The organism is Ilumatobacter sp. (assembly GCF_049588435.1).
Classification (GTDB): domain Bacteria; phylum Actinomycetota; class Acidimicrobiia; order Acidimicrobiales; family Ilumatobacteraceae; genus Ilumatobacter_A.
Genome location: NZ_JBAVYV010000328.1, coordinates 1 through 13,002, shown reverse-complemented (window position 1 = coordinate 13,002; position 13,002 = coordinate 1). Strand labels below are relative to the sequence as shown.

Genomic DNA, 13,002 nt, shown 5'->3' with positions numbered 1-13,002 from the left:
CTTGGGACCCCCGACCACGCGGAGCCCGTGGCGATGGAGGTGGTTGCCGATGGACAACGATCCGACGCCACCGACGGTGACGAGCGCATCGATGCCGGCATCGTCGAAGCGACCCAGGAGCTCGTGGGTGCGATCGACCTCGACCCAGGTTCCGTCGTCCTGGAGCACGGGAAACGCGGTCGGGTTCCCGCGATTGGTCGACCCGATGATCGTGCCACCCAGGTGTGAGATGCCGCGGACCGATTCTCGCGACAGTTCGATGAGTCCGCCGTCGGGGTACTCGTCGGGAAACATCAGACCGTTGAACCCGTCGCGGATGCCGACGACCTCCCAGCCGCGGTTCAGTGATGCGAGGGTCACCGAGCGGATGACCGCGTTGAGGCCCGGGGCATCGCCGCCACCGGTGCTGATCGCGACTCGCTGGATGTCTGTCACGCCCGACACCGTAGGTCACCCACCCCGGCGGGTCGCACGATCGGCCGTGGGTTCACACAGCGTTCAACATCAACCCATGCGGGTGGTCGAGATCCCGCCGTCGACCGGGATCGTGGCACCGGTGGTGAACGCTCCGGCTCGACTGGCCAGGAAGATCACGGTGCCGGCGATGTCCTCGGCGGTGCCGATGCGCTTGAGCGGGACGTGGTCGATCACGGCGGCGCGGCTGTCGTCGGACTCCAGCATGTACTCCATCATCTTCGACTCGAACGGTCCGGGAGCGATGGAGTTCACGGTGATGTGGCGGTCGACGACGTGGGCGCCGAGGTGGCGGGCGAGCATGTGCACGCCGGCCTTCGCCGCCGAGTAGCTGTAGTTGTCGCCGAGCGGGACGCGGATCCCGTCGATCGAACCGATCATCACGACGCGGGCGGGATCGTCGGCCGTGGCGCTACGTTCCAACTCGGGGAGCAGTTCCTGGGTGAGCATAAACGGGGCCTTCACGTTGATGTTCATCACCTTGTCGAACCCGACGTCCGGGAACTCGCCGAGCGGTGCACCCCACGCCGCTCCCGCGTTGTTCACCAGGAGGTCGACGGTGTCGGTGTGGGAGCGCAACGTCGCGGCGAATGCGGCCACGCCGTCGGGATCAGCGAGGTCCGCCGGAATCGAGATGCACGACGCCGTGTCGGAGAGTGCGTCGAGTTCGGCCGCCGCGGCGTCGCAGGCGTCGGCCTTGCGTGCGGTGATGAACGTCGTCACGCCGTTGGTGACGAGTCCGGCCGCGATCATGAACCCGATGCCTCGGGATCCGCCGGTCACCACGGCCACCTTGCCATCCAGGCCGAAGAGTTGCCCGACGTGCAGGTCGGAGGTGCCGGTGGAGCGGAACGTCGGCGGAGTCGAATCATTGGTCATCTCGTGGTGTGTACCGGGTTTGTGTCGTTGTCCGCGAATCGGATCGCCATCGGGCATGCTGGGGCGATGGAGAACCACGGTGAGGACGACGATCGAGTGACGACGACCCTGGAGGTCCGTCGCGACGCCGTCGGTGAGACGCGGCTCGTCACCGAGCCTCACGACCCGACCCATCTCGAGCCCGGTGACGTGCGACTGCGGATCGACCGGTTCGCCATCACGGCGAACAACATCACCTACGCCGTGTTCGGCGACATGCTCGGATACTGGGACTTCTTTCCGACCGGGGACGCAGAGTTCGGACGCGTTCCCGCGATGGGCTGGGCCACCGTGATCGAATCGCGCTCGCCCGACATCTCCATGGGACGCCGGTTCTACGGCTGGTTCCCGATGGCGTCGCACGTCGTGTTCACTCCGACGGCCACCGCGGACGGCTTTCGCGACGATGGAGCGCATCGTCGACAGCACGCACCGGTGTATCGGGCCTACGTCGCGACGGATGCCGATTCGATGTACCCGGCGGTCGATGCCGACTCGTCGATCGACGACGCCGAGGACCGTCACGCCCTGTTGCGCGGGCTGTTCATCACCGGATATCTGGCCGAGGAGTTCTTCGCCGACGGCGGTGGCACCGGCGAGCCGTACTTCGGTGCGGCGCGGGTGGTCGTCCTGTCGGCATCGTCGAAGACCGCGATCGGATTCGCCCAACGCGCAGCGATCCGCCCCGGCATCGAGGTCGTCGGAGTGACGTCGGCGAGCAACGTCGAGATGGTCGAGGCGCTGGGGTTCTACGACTCGGTCGTCACCTACGACCAGATCGACACCATCGCGACCGATGGAGGAGCGGTGTCGATCGACATGGCGGGGAACCCGGCAGCACTCTCTGCCGTCCATGCCCGTTTCGGTGACGATCTCGCCTACTCGATGACCGTCGGGCGCAGCCACCACGATGCCCCGCCGGTCGAGAGCGCGCAGATGGCGGGACCGGCACCGCAGCTTTTCTTCGCCCCGACCGAGGTCAGTCGACGAATCGAAGAGTGGGGTCGAGCCGAGTATGGGCGACGTTGCGCGCACGCCCTCGCCGAGTTCGTCTCGGGGAGCAGCACCTGGATGCAGGTCGAACACCGGCTCGGTGCCGAGCAGACACAGGCGGCCTGGGCCGACGTGCACGACGGGGTCGTCTCGCCCGACGTCGGTCTGATCGCCAACGTGGGTGGACGGTGAGCGCGCACTCGAGCCTGCTCGCCGGTCTTCCGGCTCCGTCCGATCGTCGCCTGGCGATCAAGGTCACGCCGGACGCGCTCCGTCGGATTCGTGGGCGCCATCCATGGGTCTACGACCGCTCGATCGAATCGGTCAACCACGACGACGGGGCCCCGGGGGACATCGGGATCGTGTTCGATCGCAATCGCAAGTTCGCCGCGATCGGACTGTGGGACCCGAACTCGCCGATTCGTCTCCGGATGATCCATGTCGGCGATCCGGTCAGCATCGACGCTCCATGGTTCGCGCAGCGGATCGCCGAATCGGTGCAGCGCCGACAGGTCTTGTTCGACCGTCACGTCGGGAGCGGTCGCGCCGTCCACGGTCCGGGCTATCGGGCGGTCAACGGCGAGAACGACGGGCTCCCCGCACTCGTGGTCGACGTGTACGACCACGTCGCGGTGATCAAGCTCTACAGCGAGATCTGGTACCCGCATCTTCCGGCGGTCGTCGACGGCGTCCTCGCCGCGACGGCGACGGACACGGTCGTGCTCCGTCTGGCGCGCAATCTGGAGCCGTTGGAGTCGTACGGTCTCGACGACGGTGACGTGATCGTCGGTGAGGTTCCCGACGGGCCCGTGCTGTTCAGCGAGGGTGATCTCACCTTCGAGGCCGACGTCCAACGCGGTCAGAAGACCGGTCACTTCCTCGACCAGCGTCTGAACCGGCTCGCGGTCGGAAAGATCGCCGGGGGCAAGCGAGTCCTCGACGTCTTCGCGTCCACGGGCGGATTCACGGTGCACGCTGCGGCGGGCGGGGCCTCGGCGGTCCATGCCGTCGACGCCTCCGAGCCCACCCTCGACGTCGCCCGACGCAACCTCGATCACAACGCCGACGTCCCGGCCGTCGCCGCGTGCTCGGTGACGACGCAGGTCGCCGATGCGTTCGATGCGATGGGCGCGCTCGCCCGTTCGGGTCGCCGCTTCGACCTGGTCATCGTCGACCCACCGTCGTTCGCCCAGAAGGCGGCGACGGTCGGCCGAGCTCGCGCCGCCTACGCCAAGTTGACCAAGCTCGCGATCGGGCTGATCGAGGACGGTGGGATCCTGGTGCAGGCCTCGTGTTCGAGCCGGGTGACCCCGACCGAGTTCTTCGACACGGTGACCGAGACCGCCGCCGAGCACGGAGCGACGTTCACCGAGCTCCGGCGAACCGACCACGACATCGATCACCCGGTCACCTACGACGAGGGGGAATACCTCAAGGCCGGGTTCTGGCGTGTGGAGCCCGGATCGCGCCGTCGGCGCGATCACTGATCTTTTCCGGTTCCACCGACCGGGCCTAGCCTCGTCGGATGGCTCAAGCATCCTCCAACGGCATCGCGATCGAGTACGAACAGCACGGTGATGGCGACCCACTCCTGCTGGTGATGGGCCTCGGAGGTCAGCTCACCGATTGGCCGGAGGGCTTCATCGACGGTCTCGTCGCAGCGGGCTTCCGCGTCATCGTGTTCGACAACCGCGACATCGGATTGAGCACCGAGTTCGACTGGGAACCGCCGAAGCCCGTGCGGGCCCTCCTGAAAAGCCTCGTCAAACGACCTCCGGCCGCCGGGTACACGATCCCCGACATGGCAGCCGACGCCGTCGGCCTGTTGGACGCGCTCGACATCGACTCGGCCCACGTCGTCGGCATGTCGATGGGCGGAATGATCGCCCAGCAGTTGACGATCGATCACCCGACCCGGGTGCGGTCGCTGACGTCGATCATGTCGAATCCGGGCGACGGCAAGTCCGGGCGGATCGCGGGCAAGGTGATGATGAAGATGGCACGCCTGCCGGATCCCACCGTCGAGAACGCCCCCGACCGCTCCGTCGAGAGCTTCTCACTGTGGAGCGGACCGCATTTCGACCCGGACGAGCATCGCGCGCGCACGCGACGCAGCGTCGAGCGCAGCTTCCGCCCGGTCGGCACTCAGCGTCAGACGACCGCGATCATGGCCAGCCCCGATCGCACGCAAGGCCTCGGCAAGATTGCGGTGCCGACGCTCGTCGTACACGGCCTCGTCGACAAGCTGGTCAAGCCGAGCGGGGGAATCGCGACAGCTCGCGCGGTTCCCGGCTCGCGCCTGGTGATGTTCGCCGACATGGGCCACGATCTCCCCGCACCGCGCTGGAACGACGTCATCTCCGAGATCCGCACGACCGCCGACCTCGCCACCACCTGATTCCCAGGCGATCTCGTGAACTGTTCCAGCGCTCCATGCGCGAACAGATCACGAGAACGGCGGTAGTGGGTCAGCTGGCGGCGGCTTGGTTGCGGGCGATCCGGACCCGGACGCCGATCGGGGCGGTGAGGAGATAGCCGGCGAGGTGGCGATCCTCTTCGTTCTCGCCGCCCCAGAACCCGTACTCGTGGTTGTCGCGTGCGAACTGGCGGCAGTCCGAGCGAACGGCGCAGGAGTCGCACAGCTTCCGGGCGCGGTCCTCTCGACGTTGTCGCGCCTGCGGCCGTTCCGCGACCTTGGCGAAGAACAGCTGGATGCGGCCGGTGCAGGCTGCGAAATCCCGCCAATCGGCGGCGCTGCGCGTGGGCGGAGCGAATTCGATCGCACTCACGACAGGGTCACGGTGCGGGGTCCGGCGGGGGTGTGCGCTGAGATGTCGAACCGGTTCTGATTCCGAACGAGTTCCATCACGACTCCTTCTGGTCCGGGTTGCGGGAGCGAACCGTGAGGCCCGAGGTTAGTCAGGTTTAGTTCTATTTACCATGCCTTATCATGATTATCGCTCGAGCAGTAGGGTGCCTCGGTGCCCGACGACGAGCAGGTGGATCTCCAGCGTGCGGCCGACGCGCTCGGTGTGCACTACCAGACGGCCTATCGGTGGGTGCGCACCGGAAAGCTCAAGGCGGTGCTCGTCGAGGGTCGATATCTCGTCGGCCGCGATGACATTGCCGACCTGCACGTTCGACGAACCGCGCCGCGAATGCCGACGGCACCGGGTGCGAAGCGGATGGCTCGGGTGTCCGACCGCGTCCACGAGGCGCTGGTCAACGGCGATGAAGCCACCGTCCGTCGGCTCGCGGGGACCTTGGTCGACGAAGGAGCGTCGGTGATCGACGTGATCCAGGACGTCGTGGTCCCACCACTCGTCAGGATCGGAGACGATTGGGCGGCCGGGCGGCTGACGGTCGCGCTGGAGCACCGGGCATCGGAGATCGTCGAACGGCTGCTCGGCGAACTGTCCCCGAATCCGCGTGGACGCCGCCGGGGCACGGTGATGGTGGCCGCCGTCAGCGACGAACTCCACTCGCTCCCCACGTCGATGGCTGCGGTCGCTCTCCGGGCCGAGAACTGGTCCGTCTGGCATCTCGGCGCCAACACGCCACCGGACGAGCTCGTGCGCTTCTGCAGCGAGCAGCACGTCGACCTCGCGGTGCTGTCATCGACGAACCCCGCCGCGTTCGCCCTCGCCCGTGATGCTGCCGATCGACTCCGACACGCCGGCACACCGACGGTCCTCGGAGAGCCCGGGCGAACGCTCGACGATCTCATCGAACTGGCCCGAACGGCGGCCGGCCGACGGATCGATCCGTCAACCGGAGATGGTGTGGCCGATCGGTGAAGCCCGCCGGACGTGCCCCAGGACCGGGCTCGCCCGGACGACGACGTCGACGCCCTGCGGAGTTGCGGTCCGCTCGCTCGCGCGCCACGCCGTGATCCTGTCGGAGGATCCGTCGTCGATCGCCACGTAGAGGCTGTACCGGTCGCCCTCGAAACGCTTGATGAGGCTGCGTGGCAACGGCGACACCTCGGCGGGGCGGCGGGCCCGGAGCACGACCCCCGTACGTTCGACGGAGTTGAACATGTCGGCCGCGCCGGCGATCGCCGCCCAGAGTCCGAACAGGATCGGGATGAACGCGACGAAGACGAGGCCGGTGGCGATCAGACTGATCAACCAGTCCTGCTGCTCGAACCGCTCGTAGAGCGAATTCCACGCTTCTTCCCGGGCGACATCGGCGCAGAAGCTGCGCAGCCGAATTCCGACGAACGCGGCCAACAGGCCTCCGACGAGCGCAAACATCGGATTGACGCCGTAGAAGGGCCGCCACGGATACCTGACCCGAACCAGACGGCCGACGCCGCCGACCGAACTCCAGGCGCGGTAGTGGTCCTCGCGAGCGAGAGGAAGTTCGATGCGTGCGCCGTCCGCGAGGCACATCGCCGTCGCGTACGCGAGGCGACGGTCACCGATCTCGAGCGAACTGGGCGCCATGGGGGCGAATCCTGCTGCCACGAGGCGCTGGCGTACGGCGAGCCATCGACCGGTTGCGTCGACGCCAGCTGCCGTGTGGGTGACGTCGTTGCTGGTGGCGTGGTGGATGATCCGGACGACGAGGAGGACGAGTGCGACGAACGTCGCGAATGCGATGATTCGCCGCTCGACCGAGTCGACGACCGCGACGGGGGTCCCGTCGTCCCGCCCCGAGATCCAGGCCAACAGACCGAAGATCGCAGCAGCGACGGGTCCGCCGAGCAGGATCGGGGTCCAGCGGCGTTGGACGAGCCCGTTCCGCTTCGCCTCTGCGTAGACCAGGTTGCGGTAGCGGCGCCACCACGAGCCGCGGATGTCGACCGCGAGGTGCCGTGCCGGAATCGCTCGGTCGGTGGTGAAGCGGGCCAGGATGTGCTGCAGGACGAGGCGCTCGTGCGGCAGGAGCGCATCGCCGTCGTAGGCCTCCGACGCCGGACGGACCCGGCTGGTCTCGTCGTCGGTCGTGGGAGGGAGGATCCGGATCCAGCCGCGTGTCCCGAGATCGACGACGGTCGCGCGGAGCCCGGCAGCGGTGAGGGTGGCGTCGTTGGTCAGGACGTTGACGACGGCGGGCGACTCGGTGCGTTGATCGCCGGTGCTGTCGTGCTCTCCGATGCGTTGGGGAGTCGCGTGGCGCTCGGCCCACCAGAGGCCGACGTGGCCGGCGACCGCGAGCAACACCGACAAGCCCAGCATCGCTCCGCCCGGGGTCGCGGCGAAGAAGTCGGTCATGCTGCGATGCTCGCGGCGTCGTTCGTCGGAAACGTCACGGGGGACATCATGGCATCAGGCCTCTTCGTTTCGTAGCCAGACGGTGCGCTGGGGGAAAGGAATCTCGATACCGGCGGCATCGAAGGACGCCTTGAGCGCCGCGCGGAGCTCGCGCTGCACGGTCCACTGGGCACCGGGGGTCGTCGTCACGGTCATCCGCAGCGTGATTCCGTCGGCCCCGAGCGTCTCGACACCCAGGACCTGCGGGGCGTCGAGGATCAGCTCGCTGACACCGTCCCGGTCGCACAGGTCGTCGGCGGCACTCTGCATCACACGACGCACGGCATCGAGGTCGGCGTCGTACGCGACATCGATGTCGATCAGCGCCACGGACCAGTGCTGCGACTTGTTGCCGACGCGTTGGACCTCGCCGTTCGGGACGTGCCAGACGGTTCCATCGACGCCGCGCAGCACCGTCGTACGCAGCGCGACCTCCTCCACGACACCGGTCGCTTCGCCGAGGTCGACGATGTCGCCGATGCCGTACTGGTCCTCCAACAGCATGAACAGACCGCTGATGCAGTCCTTGACCAACGCCTGGGCGCCGAATCCGAGGGCGACCCCGGCGATGCCGGCTCCCGCGATCAGCGGCGCGAGATCGACACCCAGTTCGCCCAGCACGAGCATCAGCGCGATCACCCAGATCCCGACCGAGATCGTGCTGGTCAACACCGCACTGATCGAGGCGGCGCGTGCAGTCTTGCGCAGTTGGAGGCGGTCCTCACGCTCGCGCACCTCGGGATCGGAGAGGTCCGCGCGCTCGTCGAACCCGGGGATGAACAGCAGCCGGGACGACGGCGTCGGGGGTGAGACGATCCGCTTGACGAGGCGATCGACGTAGCGCCGGGATACGCGGACGGCGATCCAGGCGATCAGCAGGATCAGGAAGATCGCGAGTGGCCGGTCGATGAGCCAATCGGTGAGTCTGGCGGCGGTCGCGTTCCCGTCGGTGGCCTCGAAGACCCGCTCACAGAGATAATTCGGCTCCTCGCCGCAGGCGTCCGGCAACGTCGGAGGGTCCGGTGCGGCGACGACAGCCCATCCCGCCGTCGACGCGGGGATGATCGAAACGTCCACGTGGTGAGAGTACCGATCGACTCCTCGGCAGCGGTGGACGTCGAGTCCCAACTCGTCGCCCCCGGTAGATTTGCGGATCCCGACCACATGCGCTCGATTGGCGTCGGATTTCCGCACGCGCCCGGTTGGTCCAGCAGCACCGCTCCGTGCACGACAACGAGGATTGAAGCCCATGCCCCACAGCGATGTTCGTCTCGGAGTCGTCGGGACCGGCTATGTCGGTCTGACGACCGGCGCCTGCTTCGCCCATCTGGGATACCGAGTCGTCTGCGGGGACATCGATCAACGCAAGGTCGATCTGCTCAACGACGGACTCATCCCGATCGTCGAGGACGGGCTCGCCGAGGTCGTGGAAGCAGCCCGCGAGAGTGGGATGCTCGAGTTCGTGTTCGGTTCGCAGGCGGCCGCTCGCGATGCCGACATCGTGTTCCTGTGTGTCCCGACCCCGCAAGGTGAGGACGGCAGTGCCGACCTCTCGTACATCGAGCAGGCCGCCCGGGAGATCGCTCCGATCCTCCGACCTGGCGCAGTCGTGGTCAACAAGTCCACCGTGCCGGTCGGTTCGACGATCGCCGTGGAGCGTGTTCTGGGTCGACCGGATGTCTCCGTCGTCTCGAACCCGGAGTTCCTGCGTGAGGGCACCGCGGTCGGCGACTTCCTCTCGCCCGAGCGCGTGGTCATCGGAGCGGCGAATCCCGAGGCTGCGCAGCGTGTGGCGGCGCTGTACTCGACGATCGACACCAAGATCATCACGACCGACCCGGCATCGGCCGAGACGATCAAGTACGCCGCGAACGGCTTCCTCGCGATGAAGATCAGCTTCGTGAACGCCGTGGCGGCCATGTGTGAGCACGTCGGCGCCGATGTCGCAGCCGTCGTCGACGGAATCGGTTCGGACACCCGCATCGGATCCCGCTTCCTCTCACCGGGCCCGGGCTGGGGCGGCTCGTGTTTCCCGAAGGACAGTCGGGCGCTCGTGAAGATCGCCGACGACCACGGGTACGACTTCTCGCTGATGCGCGGGGTGATCTCCGTGAACGATGAACAGCGCCACCGGATGGTCGACAAGATCGCACGCGCCGTCGGGCGTCATCCGTCGGATCTCTCCGGCGTGAAGGTCGCCGCACTCGGGCTCACCTTCAAGGCCGGAACCGACGATCTGCGCGAGTCACCGGCACTGCGCGTCGTGGCCGACCTGCGCACGGCTGGTGCGACGGTCGCGGGGTACGACCCGACGACGGTGGGGGAGCTGTCGCCGATCCAGGAGGCCACGCTGGCCGACACGGTGGTGTGTCAGAACGTCGACGATGCCGTCGACGGCGCCGACGTGGTCTGCATCTTCACGGAGTGGCCCGAGTTCACCGACATCGATCTCGAGCGACTCGCCGTTCGGGTGGGTGCGGGCACGACCGTCGTCGACACGCGCAACCTGCTCGAGCCGGTGCAGGTCAAGGCTGTCGGATTGCGTTACGACGGCGTCGGGCGGCGCTGATGCGGATCGTCGTCGCCGGCGGAGCGGGGTTCCTCGGGTCCCATCTCTGCGACGCGTTGGTCGAACGGGGTGATCACGTCGTGTGTGTCGACAGTTTCGTCACCGGGTCCCGGGCGAACGTCGCGCACCTGATCCGGTCCGAGGCGTTCGAGCTGCTCGAGGCCGACGTCTGCGACGGGTTCAGCGTCGACGGCGAGGTCGACGCGGTGATGAACCTTGCGAGCCCGGCATCGCCGACCGACTACTTCCGACTCCCGATCGAGACCCTCGACGTCGGCAGCGTCGGAACGCGCAATCTGCTCGAGTTGGCCCGGACGGCCGACGCTCGATTCTTCATGGCGTCGACGAGCGAGGTCTACGGTGACCCGACCGTGCACCCGCAGACCGAGGAGTACTGGGGTCACGTGAACCCGATCGGGGCGCGCTCGATGTACGACGAGGCGAAACGGTTCTCCGAGGCGCTCACCTTCGCGTATCACCGCACTCACGGGGTGCCGATCCGCGTCGTGCGGATCTTCAACACCTATGGACCGCGGATGCAGGCCGATGACGGGCGTGTGGTCTCCAACTTCATCACGCAGGCGCTGCGCGGCGAGCCGCTCACGATCTACGGAGACGGGTCCCAGACGCGCAGCTTCTGCTATGTCGACGACGAGATCGCCGGGTTCCTCGCCCTGCTCGACAGTGACGAGATCGGTCCGATCAACATCGGGAACCCCGGGGAGTTCACGATGCTCGAACTGGCCGACATCGTCAACGAGCTGACCGCCAACACGGCCGGTGTCGTGCACCGGCCGCTGCCGTCCGATGACCCGCGGCAACGATGCCCCGACATCACGCGTGCGGTCGAAGTACTCGGCTGGACACCGCACGTCGACCTTCGTGCGGGACTCGAGCGGACGATCGCTCACTTCGCGTCGGTACTGTGACCTTCCGCTAGCGTCCGGAACCCGCCGCCGAGTTCTGGTCGGTGGTGAGGCCGTCAACGTTCGCGAGGCTTAGAGTAAATCGACGTGTGGCGTGAACGGGTGAGGACAGCGTTCCGACCGTCCACTCTCGACCTCAGAACCGACGAGTTCCGGGGCTTCGTTCGCCGTTCGCGAGAGGTCGTCCTGCTCGCCGCGATCACCGGAGCACTCACCGGGATGGGGGTGTACTTCTTCGAGTACGTCGTCGTCGACGTGTTGTTCCACCGGTTGCTCGAAGCGGACTGGAAGTGGGGCCTCATCGTCCCGGGGATCGGCCTCGTGGCGTCGGCACTGATCCTCAAGACGGTCGGCGCGGGAGCGTCGTCCGCCACGTCGGATGAATACCTCCGAGCGTTCCACGACTCGAGCTATCCCCTGCGATGGCGGGCGTTCGTCGGGCGCATCGCCGCGGCGATCACCACGCTCGGTTCGGGTGGAGCGATGGGTCTCGAAGGTCCGTCGATGTACGGCGGATCGGCGATCGGTGCGATGATCCAGCGCCGACTCCCCGAATCGTTCCGCGGGGCCGACTACCGGACATTGCTCGTGGCCGGGTCGGCGGCCGGCGTGGCCGCGATCTTCAAGGCGCCCGCCACCGGTGCGATCTTCGCCCTCGAGGTGCCGTTCCGGGACCAGATGGCTCGACGCATGCTGTTGCCGGCATTGGTCGCCAGTGCATCGGGTTACCTCACGTTCGTTGCCTTCACCAGTACCGACCCGATCTTCCTGCTCGGCGAGGACACGCGAACGGCGTCTCTGTTCAACTACGTCGACCTGCTCGGAGCGGTGCTCGTGGGGATCGGGTGCGCGGTCGGAGCGCGGATGTTCTCCAAACTCGTCCGGACAGCGAAGGCGTTCACGTTGCGCCCGTTGTTGGTCCGACTGGTGGTGTCGAGCACGCTGCTGTCCGTCATCTTCCTGGTCACTCGCATCATCACCTCGGAGGACTGGGACCCGGCAAAGGGCGAGAGCCTGTCGCTCGGTTCGGGCTACGAGGTGATCGGGTGGTTGTTCGATCCGCACGCGTTGTGGGTGCTCGTCGCGATCTTCTTCCTCCGGATGTTCTCCACCGCGACGACGCTCGCCGGTGGGGGCGTCGGCGGTCTGTTCATTCCGCTCGTCGTCGGCGGAGCGATCGTCGGTCGAATCGTCGGCGACGTGTTCCAGACGGTCGACCCGACGCTCTACGTCCTGCTCGGCATCGCCGCGTTCCTCGGCGCCGGGTATCGCGTCCCGCTCGCCGCCGTGATGTTCGTCGCGGAGACCACCGGCCAACCCGGATTCATCGTGCCGGCATTGTTCGCCTCGGTCGCCGCCGATCTCGTGATGGGCGAAGTGTCGATCACGACCTTCCAACGCTCACCGGCCTCCGTCAGCGAGTCGGATTAGCGATCGTCCGGTCGGGGGAGAGCCGCGCCCGACTCGGGTTCGATCCTCGGGGGGCGGCCTGCTAGACCGACTGGATGTCGGATCAGACGTCGGTGACCGCGCATCTCCAGGGAACGATCGTGAGCATGCTCGTCGAGCCCGGCGATCGTGTGCACCTGGGCAGCGTGGTGGCGCTCATCGAGTCGATGAAGATGCATCACGAGATCGTCGCATCATCCGGAGGCGTCGTCTCGAAGGTGCTCGCTCCGGAGGGAACGACGGTGGTGATCGGCGAGAAGGTGGTCGAGCTCGATCCCGTGGCGCCGTCCGGGGCGGACCTTCCACCGCCGAGCGGTGCCCCGCACACAGCCGTGGAGGCGGTGGAGCGTGCCGGGGACGCCGAGCGCGCCGACCTCGCCGAGGTCCGCGCGCGTCACGCGGCGGGACTCGACCC

The 13,002-nt window shown here is 67.3% G+C and carries 13 protein-coding genes; 8 read left to right on the top strand and 5 right to left on the bottom strand.

Features of this window, described 5'->3' with window-relative positions; genetic code table 11:
- Together WBV89_RS12750 and WBV89_RS12745 are read right to left on the bottom strand one after the other, a co-directional pair.
- On the bottom strand, window positions 1–435 hold a 435-nt coding region (locus tag WBV89_RS12750; protein WP_423981730.1), incomplete at its 3' end, for a 6-phosphofructokinase.
- A gap of 69 nt (window positions 436–504) precedes the next feature.
- Window positions 505–1,353 carry an SDR family oxidoreductase gene (locus tag WBV89_RS12745; RefSeq protein ID WP_423981729.1) on the bottom strand — a complete coding sequence of 283 codons (849 nt, stop codon included), beginning with the start codon at window positions 1,351–1,353 and terminating at the stop codon, window positions 505–507.
- 66 nt (window positions 1,354–1,419) lie between these two features.
- On the opposite strand from WBV89_RS12745, the gene WBV89_RS12740 reads away from it, so the two are divergent.
- The 3 genes from WBV89_RS12740 to WBV89_RS12730 are packed head-to-tail and all read left to right on the top strand — an operon-like array spanning window position 1,420 to window position 4,783.
- On the top strand, window positions 1,420–2,577 hold the full coding sequence (locus WBV89_RS12740; RefSeq protein ID WP_423981728.1) for a DUF2855 family protein: 1,158 nt from the start codon (window positions 1,420–1,422) through the stop codon (window positions 2,575–2,577).
- A complete protein-coding gene (locus WBV89_RS12735; RefSeq protein ID WP_423981727.1) occupies window positions 2,574–3,872 on the top strand; it encodes a class I SAM-dependent rRNA methyltransferase in 1,299 nt (432 codons plus the stop codon). The genes WBV89_RS12740 and WBV89_RS12735 overlap by 4 nt, the downstream gene beginning before the upstream one ends.
- A 38-nt stretch (window positions 3,873–3,910) precedes the next feature.
- Window positions 3,911–4,783 carry an alpha/beta fold hydrolase gene (locus WBV89_RS12730; protein WP_423981726.1) on the top strand — a complete coding sequence of 291 codons (873 nt, stop codon included), beginning with the start codon at window positions 3,911–3,913 and terminating at the stop codon, window positions 4,781–4,783.
- A gap of 70 nt (window positions 4,784–4,853) precedes the next feature.
- Here WBV89_RS12730 and WBV89_RS12725 read toward each other — a convergent pair whose 3' ends face one another.
- Window positions 4,854–5,174 (bottom strand): WhiB family transcriptional regulator, encoded by a 321-nt coding sequence (locus tag WBV89_RS12725; RefSeq protein WP_423981725.1) that lies wholly within the window; start codon window positions 5,172–5,174, stop codon window positions 4,854–4,856.
- A 192-nt stretch (window positions 5,175–5,366) separates the two neighbouring features.
- Here WBV89_RS12725 and WBV89_RS12720 point away from each other — a divergent pair, with 192 nt between their 5' ends.
- Window positions 5,367–6,182, top strand: a complete 816-nt coding sequence (locus tag WBV89_RS12720) for a B12-binding domain-containing protein (protein ID WP_423981724.1) — start codon at window positions 5,367–5,369, stop codon at window positions 6,180–6,182.
- On the opposite strand, the gene WBV89_RS12715 is transcribed toward WBV89_RS12720, so the two are convergent.
- Complete coding sequence (locus tag WBV89_RS12715; RefSeq protein WP_423981723.1) at window positions 6,153–7,604, bottom strand: hypothetical protein; 1,452 nt, start codon at window positions 7,602–7,604, stop codon at window positions 6,153–6,155. The genes WBV89_RS12720 and WBV89_RS12715 overlap by 30 nt on opposite strands.
- Before the next feature lie 54 nt (window positions 7,605–7,658).
- The gene (locus tag WBV89_RS12710; protein WP_423981722.1) at window positions 7,659–8,720 is read right to left on the bottom strand and encodes a mechanosensitive ion channel family protein; all 1,062 of its coding nucleotides are present in this window, start codon (window positions 8,718–8,720) and stop codon (window positions 7,659–7,661) included.
- 172 nt (window positions 8,721–8,892) lie between these two features.
- Here WBV89_RS12710 and WBV89_RS12705 point away from each other — a divergent pair, with 172 nt between their 5' ends.
- The 4 genes from WBV89_RS12705 to WBV89_RS12690 form a co-directional block, all read left to right on the top strand.
- Complete coding sequence (locus WBV89_RS12705; protein ID WP_423981721.1) at window positions 8,893–10,212, top strand: UDP-glucose dehydrogenase family protein; 1,320 nt, start codon at window positions 8,893–8,895, stop codon at window positions 10,210–10,212.
- Window positions 10,212–11,141, top strand: coding sequence for a UDP-glucuronic acid decarboxylase family protein (locus WBV89_RS12700; protein WP_423981720.1), 930 nt, complete (start codon window positions 10,212–10,214; stop codon window positions 11,139–11,141). The genes WBV89_RS12705 and WBV89_RS12700 overlap by 1 nt, the downstream gene beginning before the upstream one ends.
- Before the next feature lie 99 nt (window positions 11,142–11,240).
- Complete coding sequence (locus tag WBV89_RS12695) at window positions 11,241–12,569, top strand: chloride channel protein (RefSeq protein WP_423981719.1); 1,329 nt, start codon at window positions 11,241–11,243, stop codon at window positions 12,567–12,569.
- A gap of 74 nt (window positions 12,570–12,643) precedes the next feature.
- Window positions 12,644–13,002, top strand: a 359-nt coding sequence (locus WBV89_RS12690) for an acetyl-CoA carboxylase biotin carboxyl carrier protein subunit (protein WP_423981718.1), incomplete at its 3' end; no start/stop codon positions are given.

Coding starts and splice junctions, on each gene's coding strand:
- WBV89_RS12705 (WP_423981721.1), top strand. CDS start 8,893: ATGCCCCACAGCGATGTTCGTCTCGGAGTCGTCGGGACCGGCTATGTC.
- WBV89_RS12730 (WP_423981726.1), top strand. CDS start 3,911: ATGGCTCAAGCATCCTCCAACGGCATCGCGATCGAGTACGAACAGCAC.
- WBV89_RS12745 (WP_423981729.1), bottom strand. CDS start 1,353: ATGACCAATGATTCGACTCCGCCGACGTTCCGCTCCACCGGCACCTCC.
- WBV89_RS12740 (WP_423981728.1), top strand. CDS start 1,420: ATGGAGAACCACGGTGAGGACGACGATCGAGTGACGACGACCCTGGAG.
- WBV89_RS12700 (WP_423981720.1), top strand. CDS start 10,212: ATGCGGATCGTCGTCGCCGGCGGAGCGGGGTTCCTCGGGTCCCATCTC.
- WBV89_RS12715 (WP_423981723.1), bottom strand. CDS start 7,604: ATGACCGACTTCTTCGCCGCGACCCCGGGCGGAGCGATGCTGGGCTTG.